Here is a 17,292-nt window from a genome sequence, read left to right as displayed (position 1 = left end):
TATTGTTTTTTATTTATACGGATAATTTTTTGAACGTACGTAATCGGTTATTTTCTTTTTTGAATCGAGAACAAAAATATATTTATCTTTGTACTCTTAAAAAAGGATTGTTTATGTTGCGGTTACATACACTTTTTGTTTTTCTCTTTTTTATATTTATTTCGGCTTATGGAGCTCAAACGTATTCTGTAAAAGGAGTGGTGACGTCTCGTGCAACGGGTGAGGGATTGCCCTTTGTCAGTATGGGTATTTGGAATACTCCGATGGGGACGATGACCGATTCTTTGGGTAATTATTTCATTGGAAATTTATCTCCGGGAATGTACCGCATACAGGTTTCTTCTGTCGGATATAAAACTTATGTCTCTCCTGAGTTTCGTATATCGTCTTATGATTATACGCTCGATATAGCGTTGGAAGAATCGCAGGTGGCTTTAAGCGAGGTAAGTGTTGTGGCCGCTCCGTTTAGAAGTTCGATAGAGAGCCCTATCGCTATGAGGGTTATCGGTGTGCAGGAGATAGAAAAAAGTCCGGGCGCAAACCGGGATATTTCGAAAGTCGTAAATTCTTTTCCCGGTGTGGCTTCGGCTGTGGGAAACGGGTACAGGAATGATTTGATGATAAGGGGTGGAGGTCCTTCGGAAAATAAGTTTTTCTTAGACGGGGTAGAGATACCTAATATCAACCATTTCAGCACACAAGGTGCATCGGGGGGACCGGTTGGGATTATCGATGCCGATCTTATCCGTGAGGTCAATTTCTATACGGGGGCTTTTCCTGTAAGTCGGGGAAATGCTTTAAGTTCTGTATTCGATTTTAAACTTCTCGACGGTACTCCCGATAAATATACTTTTAAAGGAACCGTTGGAGCTTCGGAGGTGGCTTTGACTTCGAAAGGACATATTGGGAATAAGACGACTTATATCGTTTCAGTAAGGCAGTCTTATTTGCAACTACTGTTTTCCTTGCTCGATATGCCGTTTTTGCCCCGTTATACCGATGCTCAGTTCAAGGTAAAGACCCGTTTTTCACAGGAACATGAGCTTATGGTCTTGGGATTGGGCGCGATAGACGATATGAAGTTAAACACGGAAACGGATCCCGAAGATGAATCGAAACAATATCTGTTGAACTATTTGCCTACCATTAAACAGAATACCTATACTCTGGGTGCAGTCTATAAGCATTATTCGGGCAATCATACACAGACGGTCGTGTTGAGCCGTAGTTTTATGAATAACAGTAATATTAAGTATAGGGATAATGATGAATCTTCTACCGATAATCTGACTTTGAGGCTTAAATCGGACGAGATTGAAAATCATTTGAGGTTCGAGAACAGGTCATTGGTGGGGCTGTTTGATTTGACCGCTGGATTTAATGTCGATTATGCCGTTTATAGGAATAATACGTTTCAACGTGCATTTACCGATATCCCTAAGGAAATAAGATATAAAACGGATTTGGGTTTGTTCAAATGGGGTATCTTCGCAACTTCTGGATATAAGTCGGCCGACGATCGTTTTTCGGCTTCATTTGGATTTCGTCTCGATGCTTGTAATTATTCTTCTTTGACGGATAATCCTTTCAAGCAATTTTCTCCCCGGTTGTCGCTTTCGTATAATTTGATAGGGAATTTCTTTTTGAATGGTAGCATAGGTCGGTTTTATCAGCTACCGGCATATACGACAATGGGGTATCAAGAGGATAATGTTTTGATAAATAAATCGAGATTGAAATATATTTGTTCCGACCAAGCTGTCGTTGGAGTGGAGTATTATATCAACAAGTGGGCACGTTTGACGGTTGAAGGGTTTTATAAAAAATATACTCATTCACCGTTGTCTCTAAGGGATAGTATTCCATTGGCCTGTAAGGGGACGGACTACGGTGTGTCGGGTAATGAGGCGGCAAGCTCGACTGCGCGAGGCAGAGCCTATGGTTTGGAAGTGATGCTCCGTTGGTTTGGTATGGGACGGTTTACGGCATTGGCTTCTTATACATGGTATCGTAGTCAGTTCGAGGATCCGGCAACCGGGATTTATATACCGTCGGCATGGGATTATCGTCATCTTTTTACTTTGTCCGGGACGTATAAGTTACCTAAAAACTGGGATATAGGATTGAAATTCAGGTTGATGGGAGGGGCTCCATATACTCCTTATGATGAGTATACTTCGTCTCTTGTTCCGGCGTGGGATGCCACGGCTAGACCTTATTATGATTATGACCGGTATAATACAGGACGTTTGAAAACTTTCTATGAGGCTGATATCAGAGTGGATAAGTCGTTTTATTTCAAAGGTGTGATGTTGGGATTTTATGTAGATTTACAGAATGTGCTGAATTTTAAATACGATAATCCTCCGGTATTGATAAGCACGGGCGAAAAATATGTGGATAATGACGGGACAGAACGGTATCGCATGAAATACATCGCCCAACAAAGCGGAGTGATTCTGCCGACATTGGGAATTACCGTGGAGTTTTAAGAAACTGTTTTAATTTTTGTAGATAGATATTTTGTGCGATGATCTTAATCTGGCATAAAAAACTCAATGCGGCTTCGAAGTTATTTTTTCACTTGTTTCGATCTGCGGTTCTTATAGATTATGTCTGAAATTTTTTCATCGAATGATGTTCCGGTATGTTGCATGAAACGAACATGTATCGGAAGAAAATAGAGCGCTTTTTTTATTGCGTCATCGAATGGGACCGATCGTAGTCTCGCTGCATCTTTTTCTGTGGTGATGATGTATTTTTTCTCTCCTTTCAAGGCCAAAAACCGTGTCGTTATATCGTTCAGATCGTTCGAAGTAAAGTTATGATGATCGGGATAAAGTAGCTTTTCTCGCAGGTCGTGAAAATGAGAGATGTATTGCAGCATGGGAGCCGGGTTGGCGATTCCGGTTACTACCATCAATCCGTCTTTTCTCGATATATCTTTTAGCGATATTTCTCCTATGGCAGTATCGGGGAATACTGCTTGCAGATGACCGTAAGAAAGAGTGGAGAAATATAGATTTTGGTAGGGAAACAGGTGTAACCAACGAGATATAATATTATATTCAATAGGTTTCATATCTATTGGACACTTGGTTACGATGACCATATTGGCTCTCGACAATTCGTGTCGAGATTCACGTAATCGTCCCGCCGGTAATAGTTTGTCGAGGTGTAAAGCTCTATTGTAGTCGGTCAGTACTATCGAGGACAACGGCGTAACATAGCGATGTTGGAAAGCATCGTCGAGTAGAATCACATCGATGTCGGGTATTTGTTTTTTTAATTGTTTGATACCTCGACGGCGATTGGCATCTACCGCGACGGTTATATTGGGGTATTTTCTTTTTATCTGGTAAGGTTCGTCTCCTATTTCACGGGCGGTAGACTTGTCATCGGCCAATATGAATCCTCTACTTTTCCGTTTGTATCCTCTGCTGAGTACGGCAATATGATATTTATGACCGAGTAATTCGATCAAGTATTCGATGTGAGGCGTTTTGCCTGTCCCTCCTACGGCAAGGTTGCCTACTGATATGACGGGTATGTCAAACTCTTCGGCCGGGAGAATGCCCCAGTCGAAGAGTTTGTTTCTAATCTCTACTCCGAGTCCATATAGCCAACTGATCGGAATGAGCCAATGGTTTATCTTAACCGATTTTCCGTACATAAGACTTAGTAGAGCTCAATGTCTTCCATACGGTATTGTACGGGATCTATATTTTGACATTGCTCCAACGCTTTGAAATATTTATAATTTTCACCTAAATAAGAAGCGGCTATTTTTGAGCGAACATTCATTCCCAGCTCGTCCATTAATTGTTCCATAGCCGTTTTTTGTTTTGGATAAGCACTTGTTTTATATTTGTCGAGTTTGGCTTTTTGAGCAACCCATTCGATAGCGGCATCCAAATCTCCCAATTCATCGACCAGACCTATTTCGAGGGCTGTTGCACCGTCCCATACACGACCTTCGGCGATTTTTTTGATCGCCTCGATACTCATGCCACGGCCTTCGGCGCAACGAGTGGTGAATAATTCGTAGCCTCGTTCTATGTATTGTTGCATTTGCCGATGTTCATCGGTTGTCATAGCCCGGCTTACCGAGGGGAAATTACCATATTTATTGGTTTGTACGCCGTCGAATGTAAGGCCTAATTTCCCAGTCAATAAACCTTTATAGTTAGGGATTAGGCCATAAATGCCGATCGAGCCTGTCAATGTAGTGGGATTTGCAAAGATACGGTCGGCATTGCAAGAGATGTAATATCCACCCGATGCAGCGACATCGCCCATCGATACGGCTACTGGTTTTCCGGCAGCTTTAATAGCTTCGATAGCAGCCCATACTTGTTCCGAACCATAAGCACTTCCACCCGGAGAATTAACTCGGAGAACAACTGCTTTTACGTTTTTATCGTTTTGTATTTTGGTTAAATCTTCGACCAGCTTGGCGGTGTTCACTCCGTTGGTTTCACCCATATCGATGCCTCCCTCGGCATAGACGATAGCAATTTCGTCTTTGGCTTTATTTGGGGCTTGCTTGATCGATGCTACTTCGTTGATTGATGCGAAGATTAAATCATCGTCTTTATCTATTCCCACTTTGGCTTTCAGAAATTCGTTCATTTGAGGACGGTACATTAACGTATCGACCAATCCTTTGGCAATTAATTCTTTGGCATCGACTGTCACCAATAGAGTGTCGGCCAGATTGTTCAGCTGGTCCACCGATATGTCTCGGTCTTGCGAAAGTTGTTCGAGAAGATGATTCCAAATAGGAGTCATGTAGGCCATCGTCTGCTCGCGGTTCGCTTCACTCATTTGCGTGTTGATATAAGGTTCTACCGCCGATTTATATGTTCCTACTTTTAGGACTTGGACTTCGATACCCAATTTATCGTAAAGCCCTTTTACAAACATTATTTGACTTGCCAGCCCTCTGAAATCGATAGCTCCTACCGGATTTAGAACGACACTGTCGGCTACCGCACTCAGTAGATATTCGCGTTGTGTGTAGTCGTCGGCATAAGCATAGATGAATTTATCGCTCTCTTTGAAATCTTTCAGAGCCCGGTGTATGCGGTCGAGAGAGGCAACACCGAGGGAAGAGCCGTTAGCATCGATGTATATGCCGGCAATGTTTGGGTTTGTCTTGGCTGTTTTTATAGCTTTAATGATGTTGTCAAGACCGTCTGTTTTTTGTTGGTTCCCAAACAAAACACTCATGAAATCTTCTTGGCTACGGTCGGTAACGATACCTAAATCCAATTTCATGATAGTGTTTGGTTTCGCTGTGTATTCGGTTTCTGTCGAAACCGCCATTCCGGTTAATGCTGCGATGGACAATAAGGTTAATAATATTCCTGCAATCATTACGCCCAATACGCAGGCGAATGTCGTGGTGAAAAATTTTTTCATTGTTCCTTGTTTTTATTTATTGTTTGTTTCATTCTATTTTTACAAAGATAGATTTTTTGTGAATAAAAAGGATTGTAACTGGTTTATCTTTCATTCTTAATATGGTGCAAACATACATATAAAATTTTAATTCAAAAAGAAAATCAATAAATAATTATCGTTTTTCGATAAAATCTATATATTATACTTTACTCTTGGGTATTTATTTTGATTGATATTTATGAATTTTTATTTGTATTGTTTTGATTATTAGTGAAATATATCCTTTTTTGTTGATTCTTCGATGATTGTTCCGCAGAGTGATATGTGCCGTGAGATTGGGGAAAGATAGATTTTTGGGGGTGGTGACATTTCTCTTTATATTCAAGAATCAGTATCTTCGTAATGAAAAAGAGTATAAGCACAATGATAATAAGGTTTGCAGAAGAAAAGGATATAGAGCAGATAAACAAACTTTTGGTTCAAGTGAATAGTATTCATCATCGAGGACGCCCCGATTTATTTAAATCCGGGAAGAAAAAATATACAGATGAAGAATTAAGAAAAATTATGTCCGATTGCGATACCCCGGTTTTGGTAGCGGCAGATGATAAAGATAGAGTCTTGGGATATGCGTTTTGTATTTTTCAGCAACATCGGGATAGTCATATCCTCACGGATATAAAGACTCTGTATATCGACGATTTGTGTGTCGATGAAGGCCAACGGGGCAATGGTGTGGGTAAAGTGATTTATGATGCGGTGGTTCGGTTGGCTAAGGAACAAGGGTGTTACAATGTCACTTTAAATGTGTGGTGTTGCAACGAATCGGCTATGACGTTTTATGAAAAATGTGGTTTAAAACCTCAAAAAGTAGGAATGGAGATGATTTTGTAGGTCAACCTCTGTTGTTTTTGTCTCATGAAGAAGGTTAAAGGAAGCGATTTTTTCTGCGGTGAATTATTCCCTGAATCGACTTCTGTCGAAAAAACAGAGGCTTTACCCAATACCTATGATTGGGGAGACCTTTTCGAACGACTTTCACAGTCCCGGTTCCGCAGCAAATTTCGTTTAACTACTAAGGAAATAGTGTATCTGAAAGAAAAAGGAGAGGATACGATTGCCCGTCATGCCGCCGATTTTATTCGTAAACGATTGGCTCCGGCCGTGATTCCCAACGATGGTAAACAAACTCCCATGCGCGGGCATCCCGTGTTTATAGCTCAACATGCCACCGGGTGTTGTTGCCGAGGTTGTTTCGAAAAATGGCATCGTATACCGGCCGGTCGAGAATTGACCGATGAGGAACAACATTATGCCGTGGCTGTGGTGATGGAGTGGATAAAACGACAGCTCGGAGAATAGTAAAGAACACGGTTGTAGTTTATTTCTCATTTATTTTTTGTCTGTATCGGTTTAAGGTTGTTGTGTTCGGTGGCAGCCATTATCTCTTTGAACATATATTACTATTTATTTCTAATTAAACCATTTTCAGACCTATGATTGATGCAATTAATGTCGTAACGAAAAACAGTCGACCGAAAGCTGCAGGTTCATGGAAAAAGACGATGCCTACTATCACCGTACCGACAGCGCCGATTCCTGTCCATACAGGGTAGGCCGTGCCGATAGGAATTGTCTGTATGGCTTTGGCCAGAAGTATCATACTTAGAGCCAGACAAGCTAGAAAACCTATGCCCCAAAAGTAATATTCGAGGCCTACAACTCCTTTCATTTTTCCTAAGCAAAAAGCGAAACACGATTCGAAGAATCCTGCTACAATCAAAATAATCCAGTTCGTCATAAAATCGAGAGGTTAATTTGAAAATGGTGCAAAGTTATTCTAGTCCCGCCTATTTTTACTTTACATTTGATAAGAAGTGAAATAAGTTTTTGACGATTAATGATGAATGATATCGAACGTAGTAAAAAAATCCCGATACATAACGATGTATCGGGATTCTTCGAAATATAATTAGAAAATTATTATTTAGTCACGACCAATTTGGTCACCTCGGTTTGGCTGCCGGAAACGATTCTGACGATGTAGATACCCGATGGCAGGTTCCGTACGCTTATTGTTTCCCCGTAAAAATAACGAGACTTTTCATTCCCGGATATATCGAATATGGACAAGTAGTCATATTCACCGGAAACTGTTACTGTCTCTTTTGCCGGATTGGGGTGAATCGTTCTGCCGTTTAATTGGTTTTCTTCTATTCCGCTGCCTTCTTCCACATCAAACTCTATTTCTGTCATAGGGGTCGTTACCGAAGAAAAGACAGCTTTCACACCTGCTTTATGTTTACCTTTATTCAGACCGGAGAACAGATAATTGCTCTGTTGGGTCGTGTTGATTTTTTCACCATCTAAATAGACTTCGAAAGAGATATTTTCTTTCATGTTGTTTAAATCGACTCCTTCTGGTAACTCTACTCCGATGAATATATCGTCGACCATAAAGACGAAAATATTATTGGAGACGCAGTTAATCGTTATATATTTGGCTTCGGCAGGAATGGTATATTTATATTCCGTCCAATTTCCCATCGGAACTTCTATCGGGTTTTCTCCGTTCAGCCAGATGAAATCGGTTGCGTCATTACCGGTGACCGAATATCCTACATTCATCAACTCTTTACCATAATCTTCCGTATAACTCTTGGCATAAAACTTCAATATAAAGTCTCGATTGAAGTTCAGTTCGGGAGAAATGATAAAGTCATTGTTCGCACCCGGACGTGCAGGGAATGAAGCTAAGTATTTTTCTCCGCTACGTGGTCTGATATTGGAATCGAAAAGTGCGATGTTGGGGTCGGTAGCGTATGGGTTAAAGATCATATAGGCTTTCGGAAGAGTCGCATTGATGTAGTCTACGTCGTCGATTCCATAAGTTTCTTGACCGTCACCGTCGATATAAGTCCAGCCTATGTTTCCTGCCGAGTTGATGACAAAATCGGTATGAGTTTCAAAATCGTCGAAAAGATGTTCCGACACGTTCCATTTGAACATGCGCTCCTGTTCATTGTCGGTTTTCACCACTTCGAGATTGAACGGATTGACGATATATTCTTGTAATACGTAGCTAGATTTTTCGTAACTGTTTTCAGTGGAAAAGTCTTCGGATTCGGCTGTGTAGTTATTGAAACCTTTTAATGAAATGTTTATATCGTAAGTCCCTTTCCATATATTGGAGAAGACGATTTTACCCGAAGCATCGGTTGTACCGGTGTATATATGTTCGCTGTTTCCATCAATATTTGTCAGAACTACTTGGGCTCCTTTCGCTTCGTTGGTAGGAGTGCTCGTTTTTATGTTGAGGGTGACCCGAGTGTACATATCTTTCGTTAACGCTTGCGTGAATGCTGCCGGCGAAACGATTTCTCCGTTATTGTAAACGGTTTTGACTGCATAATGATAAAATCCTTGTTTCAAGGAACTCCAATTTGTATCGGTATAAGAATATGCCTCTACTGTTTCGGCGGTTAATAATTCCCATTGTTCCGGAGTGTCTTTCTGTTCGGCGGTTAGTCTCCATACTTGGTATTTTTTATCTGTCGTGGCAGGCGGTAATTCGTCTTCACCGATCAGAATACCGATACCGCGAATCATCAGAGAACGTTTGATATCGTGTTCTTCCGTATAAGTGAACTTTCCGGTCGTGTAATCCTCTGAGAAACAATTTGTTTTTTCGGTAAACGGATAGTCGGGACCTTCGCCTGTATCGAGTCCTAATCCGACGTGGCCTTCATAGCTGAGTGCCAACATGTATCCATTCGGTGCATTTATCGGTTCCGGGAATTCAAAACTGCTCCATTCCATATCTTTGTTGGGAACATTCGTTTGAGAGTATAAGATGGTCGAAGTGGGCTCTCCTTCGGTATCTAAATCGAACACAAAAATATTGACCGTGTGATGTGTGGTAAGGTAGTTTTCTGTGAACCATGTCATTCCGGTTAGCTTGGTCGGTGTTCTGAATACCGAACCATATACGCTTTTTACTGTCGATCCTGTTGTTCCGAGTCTTCCACCATGTATCCCGTTATCGTGACGGAATAAACGGGTATCCATAGGTTCTTTCCACTCTAATTTTACCTGTTCTCCCTGAATTTCAGCTTGCAATGAATAGGGTGGAAGAGGCTTGTCTTTTAGTATGATGTCATCTAAAACGATATTACTATTTTCTACGTTCAGAGTCAGTGTATCGTTGCTTAACCCGTAACGTTCGATGGTTAGTGCGTATAGGTTGGATTGATATACTTGTGGGAATATAAATGTACCGTCGGAACCGGATTCTGTCGAGTAATCGGTATATCCGGTTATCGATACTTTCGCATGACTGATAGGTTCGTTTTTACTGTTTACTATTTTACCGCTTACGGAATAAGTAGGCAGTTCCTCCAACGTCGTATTTATTTTCGCAGTATCTCCCATTTCGACGATTATATCGCTCTGTTCGATATAGCGGTAACCTGTTTTATTGAACGTCAATGTATAGTTTCCTGCTTCCAGTTCTTTAAATTCATAGAAACCTTTTTCATCGGTAGTGCATTTAGTTTCAGAGTCTTTTATGGTTACTTCCACACCCTCCAAAGGTGTTTGTCCGTTTGTTACGACACCCGATAAGACCCCTTCGCTGACTTCTTCTAATAAAACGTCGGTTACATAAAGGATAAACATGTACGGCTCAGAGTGGCAATGGAAAGAAATGTGATAATTTCCTGATTCCAACCTTTCGGGGAGAATGACTTTATATTCGACGAATGTATTGCTTTCGACTTCATAGTCGCCAAGTAAGGTCGTCTGTTCAGCGACAGAAGCTCCTGTACCCAGATGTACGGCGACCTTTTCGGGATAACCTACGTCATAGGATTGTAATTTAAACTTTAAGCGATAGATTTTGTTTTTTTCCAAATGAATCGGCGAAGAAACCAACCAATCGTCTCCCCCGGTTTCTCCATCTTCATTATAGTAATAATAAGCGGCTGCAAGAGTCGTTTCCCGTTTCCATGTGTATTCGTCATTATTGGCGTCGATCACATTCCAGAGAGCGAATTGGTCGTCTGTCGCAAAATTACATCGGTAAGGTACAGTTAATGCCGGACCCATGACAAGCCTGTCCGTGGTTGCGGTTGGACCTGCGCCATCGGGGGTAATGGCTTGTATCTGATAAGAATAGATATTTAGTTTTGTAATGGAATTATCTATATACTCATTACCGGTCGTAGTTTCGGCTACAACGATAGAATCCGGTAGACGAGTAATTTTATAGGTGAGAGCAGAGGCATCTATCCAACCTCCGTTTGCACCGGTTTGTGGAGTAGACCATGTTATCTTTGCTCTGTTTTCATCGAGGACAATCAATGATAGTTGGGAAGGAGCTGCCGGTACGTCACGTCCTATGAATATTGCTTGTGCCGTGGTGCTGCTTGTTCCCTCGTTATTGATTGCGGTAATTCGATATACAACCGATCCATTTTGTTGTATTCCGGTATCTTGCCAATTACTTTTTTCTCCGATTGCCGGGTTTGTGATTTCGTGAACGAGTTGTTCGTTTCTATAAATTTCTATCTTTGTTAAGTTGGTTAGTTTATTCCCTCCGAAAGTTAAAGATGGATTTGTCCAACTCAATTCGGCAGATAATTCTCCATTAGCTCCCGGTGTGATTTGTAAATCCGAGATTTCGGCAGGAGCATTAGGATTCGTTTTTTTGAAGGGTATATAAAGTCCTACGACTTGTGCATAGTTCCCTAATTTACTAATCCCTTCTGCTGCTCCCGTAGAGGTATCTATCGTTCCCCAAAAATTATATCCGGCCCAATAAAGAGTATTTGTTTCGTGATCGAACTCCATAGATTGAAGATCCTCGCTTACCCGTTCACCGGTATAGCCGATGTCTGTGGCTGCCCCCGTAAATTTATCGATACTCCATAAATCTCCATAGTCTACATCGATGGCATATAATTGACCTTCATAAGAACAGGCTAAGGCTACATATTTGCTTTCGCCTATCTCTCCTGCAATGGTCGTTTCTCCGGTGGTCAGATTTACTTTCAATAGCAGCGTTGTATAGACGCTTTCATCATACCCGATGGCATACATGGTTTGGGTCGAATAGTCGTATGTCATATCCTGAAATAAAAATGGCATACCTCTATAATCTGCGACCTGTGTGGACTCTCCGGTGGAAAGATCTATGCGATTGAATGAGTAAGGGGTGGCATTATAACCGTCGGTCTCATATAGATAAACATAATAGAATCCTTCGGCGAATGCACCTGCACAGGCTACTCTTGCTTGGTCGTAAGGCCATACGGGTTGAATGTCATCGGCCGCATCGGTTTTGAATTTACAAATACCGTATTCGTCTTGGTTGTAATCGTCATATCTCAGCCAACCGTAAACATCACGACTGTCGGTTTGGGCAGAGATGGTCATGGATAATAAGGTAAATCCTAATAATACTAATAAATGAAAAAGTTTTTCTTTTCTCATATTAACCACTATTTTTTAGTTTTAATATACAAATGTAAACTAATATGCTGCTTTTCTCGAAAAAAAAGAATGGACAATCGGTGGACAGATGGCATTTTTCGTATATTTGTATCATGAAAAGAGGTTTTTTATTCGTTTGTTTATGGTTATATTCCTTTAACTTTTGGGGGCGTGAGGTTATAGGGACGTATTGGAAGCCTATCGATAATACATTCGATTCGATTGCAGATGTGCTTGAATTGGAATTTATATCTACCGATAGTATTTATTATCGGGATTCGTTGATACAGGAATTATATACCATAGCCCGAGCTCACCATAAAGAAACGGTGTACCTGTGGCGAGCTAAATTTTGGGATGCAAGGTCGCAGCTTAAAAAGAACAATTCCGATTCTACAATTCATTTAATTGATGAGGCCTATCAGCAGGTAGATTCCATACGTTATGTTTATGATTATATGCGTGTTTTTCATTTATGGACAATTATGCATAAAAATCAGCCGCATGTTGCTTATAAGAATTTAAAGAAAATATCGGAGTATTATGCCCGGACGAACAATCTGTTCATGTTGGCTCATGCTTATATCGATATGGGAAACATACTGAGTCGCCTGAAAGATTATCCTAAGGCGTTGGAGTATTTGCAGAAAGCAGATTCTTATTATAAGAAACTGAATAAGCCGGTTTATCGGGCAAAAAACCAGTTGAATATTTCGAATGTTTTATATTCGATGAATGAAGAGGTGCAGGCCGAAAAAATTCTTTATAAACTGTTGGAAAATCCTGTTTGTGTTGAAGATACGTCTTTCTATATCAATACTTTGTTATTGTTGACTGAACATGATGTACCTCTGAGTAAAAAATATGTTTCAGAAGCGTATCGATTGTCTACCGAATTTGCGAATAAAAGACTGTTGATTCAGTCGGAGTGTTTTATGGGGCGTTTTTACCAAAATAATCATAGACAGGATAGTGCTTTGTATTATTATAGAAAGGCATGCCGTAGAGTGAATATTCGGAATATCGACCTCATCGTTCCTGTCATAAAGAATATGTCGGAATGTTTTGCTGCCATACAGCAGGAGGACAGTGCTTATGTTTATTTGAACAGGTATGAACAATATAAAGATTCGTTGGACCAAGTAAACAGTTTGGCTGAAATTAGACGTATGGAAAGCCGGGCGGCCATAGAGAAACAGGAACTCGAATTGCAGCAGGCGGAAGAAAGAGGCAGGTTCCGGTTCGTTTTGATTCTTGTCGTTTGTGCATTCATACTTTGTATTGCCGCATTGGTTTGTTATATATTTTGGAAAAAGAGTAGGGAGGAGAAGATAAAGAAACAATTGAAAGAGTTGGAAAATAAAGAATTGGTGACTCGGTTGGAGAATGAGATGTTGCAGAATAATTGTTTCAAAGTGGAATTGGAGTACAAAGATAGGGAGCTTGCCTCCAATTCGTTGATCATCATGGAGAAGAACCAAGTATTGAAATCTCTTGTCGATGAATTGGAAAAAGAAAAAGATGCCGGAAATATTCAATCGAACACGGCTTTGCAAATTAGTAACAATATAAGAATGCACTTGGGGACCGACGATGAATGGGATTTCTTTAAAATGCAATTTGTAAAGGTACATCCCGATTTCTTTGTTCGGTTGAAGACTTTGTGTCCATCTATTACCGAAGGGGAGCTTCGTTTATGTGCATATATCCGTACCGGTATGGAAAATAAACATATAGCCCAAATGCTCTCTTTACAACCTGAGAGCGTTAAGAAAAATCGTTATCGTTTGAGACAAAAGTTGAATTTGGGGAAAGAGTCGCTCGAAGATTTTTTGAGAGGTATTTAATATACTTGGAATGAGTCGTGTTTTATGGATTTACGAGACATAATCAACAGCATATATCCGATATCGGAGAAATCGATGGATAGGGTGTTATCTTGTTCTTTGGAACTCGGACACCCTAAGGGGCATCTCCTATTGGAGGCAGGGAAAATCGAGTCGGATATATTCTTTATAAAAAGAGGAATTGTGAGGGCCTATGTTTCGCACGAAGGTAAAGATATAACGTTTTGGATCGGGAAAGAAGGGGCGACTATCATGTCATTGAAAAGTTATGTAAAGAATGAGGCTGGATACGAAACCATAGAGCTTATGGAAGATTCTCTTTTGTATTGCTTAAAGAGGAGCGATTTGTATCGCTTGTTTGAGGAAGACATCGATATAGCGAATTGGGGGAGAAAACTCGCCGAATTGGAATTTTTGCGAGCAGAGGAAAAACTAATTCCACTGTTATTCACGACGGCTTCCGAACGTTATAGAGTTTTGTTGGAGCGTACTCCCGATTTGTTACAAAGAATTCCCTTAGAATGTCTTGCCTCGTATTTGGGAATTACTCCTGTAAGTTTAAGCCGTATAAGGGCGAAGTTAAAATAAATTGGGCGATACCATGTTTCTTGGAGAAAGAACATTAGCTTATGTAGAAAAATTTATTCGCTTTTCATTTGTTCGAGTTATCGTTTGCATAACTGTTTGAAATCGCAATATTTACAATGCGATTCAACAGTGGTTTGTGAAAATGGTTTGTCGAGGTCGAATATATCTTCTAAACAACGAGTAAGGTATAGGTCGAATTCTTTTTCTACAAGGTTAAAGTCGGTGAGAGGCTCTTTGTCGTATTTCAAGAAGGATTCGAATTTATCGAATAAGTTACGGACAATATAAATAGACGGCTGTAAGGGTTGTATAGGGGTTTTGTATAGTTTGTACAACTTGCAGTAAAATAACACCTGCATGATTGCTTTTTTACGATCTTTTTCAGAAGGGTAGAAAAGTTCTGTTACCGATTTGAAATCGAGTCTTTCGCGTCCGGTTTTATAATCGACGATACGAATAAGTCCGTTATGTTCGTCTACCCGGTCGATAAAGCCTTTCAACTGTATGGATCGGTTGTTCCCGATCGATATGTTTTTATGTATGGGAAGTTCGGAGGCTACATAGGAAAAAGGCGTAAGGGCACGGTCTTTTTCCAGAGTTTTGTCAATCAGTTTAAGAATGATTTCCCCGGTCAGGTAATCATACCCGGTTAGCGGTTCGGGGCTATGTGGGGCTTTGTAATACTCTTTGGCAAAACATTCTTCGAGATACCGGTTGAGCAAGCCTTTGTCTTTGCGTATGGCGTCGATGTGGTCGGCGGTGACAGTTATTTTTTCTTTTTCGCCTTTGATACGGTTATAAATTTTTTGCATCATACCGTGATAAATGCTACCGAAAGTACTGCTGTCGACGCTTTCTGCGACTTCGTCGGTTTGTTCTATTTTTTCGATGTATTGCAGATAAAATTGTAAAGGACAGTTCAAATAACGATTTATTGCACTGGCCGATAATGCGCTATTTCCTCCTTGCATGAAATCGGCTAATTTTTTTTCTATGCCATATTTCCGTTTATCGATGGAGATTGTTATCGGAGAGAAGGTCGCTATGTCGCAATTGATCTGTATTTCCTGTATGGGTATGCGGTAATGGTATTTCAGTTGGTATATATATCGGCTCACTTCTCCGCTTTTGAGTCCGTCGGTGCGACTGTCGTATAATAAGAATACCCGTTTAGCCCGGCTTATCATGCGGTAAAAGTAGTAGGCGTAAATACTGTCTTGATGCTCTGTCGTAGCCATGCCGAATCCTTTTCTTAAATTGTAGGGAATGAATGTGGCGGCTATTTTCTTAACGGGGAATACCCCTTCATTCATGGAAAGGATAATAAGATTATCGAAATCGAGCGCACGAGTTTCGAGTACGCCCATGATTTGTAATCCCGATAAAGGCTCCCCTTGAAACGGTATGGAAATCGATGCGGCCATTTTCCCCAATAGCCGAAAGAATGTTTCTACGGTCATCTCTATGTCTTGCTCGGCGATAACATCACGTAACCGTTTGACGGTAATGTAGTAGTGATACATAAATTCCAGTTCTATCGCCGAGAATCCCACAGGTGTTTCTTCGTCGCCGGCTTCTGATGAATCGCTCCTATTTTCTCCTTGTTGCAAATATTCGAGCAATTCTATCAGATAGGCTGCCGCTTCATCTGTTGTACGGGGTATAAGAAACAGAAGTTTTATCAGTCGATGATTCCCTAATTCTTTCGGAGAGACGAATGTGCGATTGTTTTCGTTGATGAAATTCGTTATTTGATAGGCTTTTTCGCCTATTCGAGACGCTATGAACCGGTGTCCCAATAATTGTTTTACATCGAGATGATAGAATCTCGGCTCTCCTTTTGAGACCCGGACGCGGCGCTGCATTTGGTATATCGATTCCATGAGTGCTGCGACAGTGGTGTGTTGCAACGTATATCCCATAGTGATGTTTACCGTAGAGATTTCCGGTGGAATGGAGTATAGCATAGGAAGCAACAACTCTTCGTCGGGGAGAACGATGGCTGTATTGATGGCCTTTTCGGGAGATAAATGATTATTGTCGATAAGGCTTTGAAGTATATCTGTCGCTTGTTTCGCCTGCCCGACAGCCGACGGTATCGATATTAATTCGATCTGAGGCGTTTGTTCGATATGCTCGTCGATCTCGATTTTTGAGGGGAATCTGCGTTTATTATCGTTAAGAAAGAATGCCGCTTTGTTGTATGAATCCTGCAAGGTGGGAGCGTAATAATCCCAATAGAAATCTCCTATGCCGATGTCGCGTAAATATTCCATGAATATTTTTTCGGCTTCGGTGATAGCGTTGAATCCGATGAATACCACTTGTGTATAAGGTAGGTCGAGAGCTTCTTTCCGTTTACTCCGTTCGGCGACGTCTCGGAATACCATGCCTTCATAGGCTTTGTTTCGAGAGGATAGCTCATCTCGTAATCCGGTATAAAGATCGAAAAGAATTTGCCACAGTTGAATGAATTGCTGTTTATTATCGCTTTCGGTGGTAGGAAAAAACAGATGCCCCCAGAAACGTTTGACGATTTCTATTTGCTCTTCGGTCAGATAAAATTCGTCTATCTCTTTCAGATCGTGTATATTGGTAAATAATTGCCGAGCATCGACCATGTATTTATCCACATCGTCGAAATCACCTAACAGCATGTCTCCCCAAAAAACGAAATTGTCGAATGTCTCATCGCTCTTTCTCAGTTCGATGTATTTTTTATACAACGTTACAAGTAGGCTGATTCGGTCTATTAAGGCATAGGGCGATAGCTCGGCCATTAGGTCGTTTATCGTGGTTACTTTGGGCGAGAAGATCGGTTTCCCGGAAACTTCGGCCAAATATTTTTGAAAAAAAATGCCGCTTCGCCGGTTGGGAAAAACAAATGCAAGTCGAGAGATTTCGTTACCGTACTTTTTGTAAAAGGCTTGGGCTATGCGATATAGAAAGGGTGTCATGA

The 17,292-nt window shown here is 40.8% G+C and carries 10 protein-coding genes; 5 read left to right on the top strand and 5 right to left on the bottom strand.

Translation table 11 applies throughout. The annotated features are described in order from the left end of the window. Positions 1–113: 113 nt before the first annotated feature. The gene (locus QVD32_RS01550; protein WP_021892198.1) at positions 114–2,492 is read left to right on the top strand and encodes a TonB-dependent receptor; all 2,379 of its coding nucleotides are present in this window, start codon (positions 114–116) and stop codon (positions 2,490–2,492) included. An 80-nt stretch (positions 2,493–2,572) separates the two neighbouring features. On the opposite strand, the gene lpxK is transcribed toward QVD32_RS01550, so the two are convergent. Both lpxK and sppA read right to left on the bottom strand, forming a co-directional pair. Next, positions 2,573–3,673, bottom strand: coding sequence for a tetraacyldisaccharide 4'-kinase (gene lpxK / locus QVD32_RS01545; protein ID WP_021892199.1), 1,101 nt, complete (start codon positions 3,671–3,673; stop codon positions 2,573–2,575). A gap of 5 nt (positions 3,674–3,678) precedes the next feature. Then, a complete protein-coding gene (sppA, locus tag QVD32_RS01540; protein WP_021892200.1) occupies positions 3,679–5,424 on the bottom strand; it encodes a signal peptide peptidase SppA in 1,746 nt (581 codons plus the stop codon). 405 nt (positions 5,425–5,829) lie between these two features. Here sppA and QVD32_RS01535 point away from each other — a divergent pair, with 405 nt between their 5' ends. Continuing rightward, positions 5,830–6,300, top strand: coding sequence for a GNAT family N-acetyltransferase (locus tag QVD32_RS01535; RefSeq protein ID WP_008860729.1), 471 nt, complete (start codon positions 5,830–5,832; stop codon positions 6,298–6,300). A 24-nt stretch (positions 6,301–6,324) separates the two neighbouring features. Next, on the top strand, positions 6,325–6,768 hold the full coding sequence (locus QVD32_RS01530; RefSeq protein ID WP_008860728.1) for a DUF4186 domain-containing protein: 444 nt from the start codon (positions 6,325–6,327) through the stop codon (positions 6,766–6,768). Between the two features lie 115 nt (positions 6,769–6,883). Here the strand turns inward: QVD32_RS01530 and QVD32_RS01525 are convergent, their stop codons facing one another. Then, entirely contained in the window at positions 6,884–7,207 is a 324-nt protein-coding gene (locus QVD32_RS01525) for a DMT family transporter (protein ID WP_021892201.1), read from the bottom strand. Between the two features lie 182 nt (positions 7,208–7,389). Beyond that, positions 7,390–11,898: a carboxypeptidase regulatory-like domain-containing protein gene (locus QVD32_RS01520; protein WP_118687558.1), complete on the bottom strand. Its 4,509-nt coding sequence runs from the start codon at positions 11,896–11,898 to the stop codon at positions 7,390–7,392. A 113-nt stretch (positions 11,899–12,011) separates the two neighbouring features. On the opposite strand from QVD32_RS01520, the gene QVD32_RS01515 reads away from it, so the two are divergent. Next, positions 12,012–13,745: a tetratricopeptide repeat protein gene (locus QVD32_RS01515; protein ID WP_147401620.1), complete on the top strand. Its 1,734-nt coding sequence runs from the start codon at positions 12,012–12,014 to the stop codon at positions 13,743–13,745. A 24-nt stretch (positions 13,746–13,769) separates the two neighbouring features. Further along, complete coding sequence (locus tag QVD32_RS01510; protein WP_021892204.1) at positions 13,770–14,333, top strand: Crp/Fnr family transcriptional regulator; 564 nt, start codon at positions 13,770–13,772, stop codon at positions 14,331–14,333. Positions 14,334–14,410: 77 nt separating this feature from the next. On the opposite strand, the gene QVD32_RS01505 is transcribed toward QVD32_RS01510, so the two are convergent. Next, on the bottom strand, positions 14,411–17,290 hold the full coding sequence (locus tag QVD32_RS01505) for a PD-(D/E)XK nuclease family protein (RefSeq protein ID WP_021892205.1): 2,880 nt from the start codon (positions 17,288–17,290) through the stop codon (positions 14,411–14,413). Between the last annotated feature and the right edge of the window lie 2 nt (positions 17,291–17,292).

Source organism: Barnesiella sp. (assembly GCF_022723415.1).
Lineage (GTDB): Bacteria > Bacteroidota > Bacteroidia > Bacteroidales > Barnesiellaceae > Barnesiella > Barnesiella intestinihominis.
This window is presented reverse-complemented; position numbering and strand designations above follow the sequence as displayed.

Coding starts and splice junctions, on each gene's coding strand:
- QVD32_RS01515 (WP_147401620.1), top strand. CDS start 12,012: ATGAAAAGAGGTTTTTTATTCGTTTGTTTATGGTTATATTCCTTTAAC.
- sppA (WP_021892200.1), bottom strand. CDS start 5,424: ATGAAAAAATTTTTCACCACGACATTCGCCTGCGTATTGGGCGTAATG.
- QVD32_RS01550 (WP_021892198.1), top strand. CDS start 114: ATGTTGCGGTTACATACACTTTTTGTTTTTCTCTTTTTTATATTTATT.
- QVD32_RS01530 (WP_008860728.1), top strand. CDS start 6,325: ATGAAGAAGGTTAAAGGAAGCGATTTTTTCTGCGGTGAATTATTCCCT.
- QVD32_RS01505 (WP_021892205.1), bottom strand. CDS start 17,290: ATGACACCCTTTCTATATCGCATAGCCCAAGCCTTTTACAAAAAGTAC.
- QVD32_RS01535 (WP_008860729.1), top strand. CDS start 5,830: ATGATAATAAGGTTTGCAGAAGAAAAGGATATAGAGCAGATAAACAAA.
- lpxK (WP_021892199.1), bottom strand. CDS start 3,673: ATGTACGGAAAATCGGTTAAGATAAACCATTGGCTCATTCCGATCAGT.
- QVD32_RS01520 (WP_118687558.1), bottom strand. CDS start 11,898: ATGAGAAAAGAAAAACTTTTTCATTTATTAGTATTATTAGGATTTACC.
- QVD32_RS01525 (WP_021892201.1), bottom strand. CDS start 7,207: ATGACGAACTGGATTATTTTGATTGTAGCAGGATTCTTCGAATCGTGT.
- QVD32_RS01510 (WP_021892204.1), top strand. CDS start 13,770: ATGGATTTACGAGACATAATCAACAGCATATATCCGATATCGGAGAAA.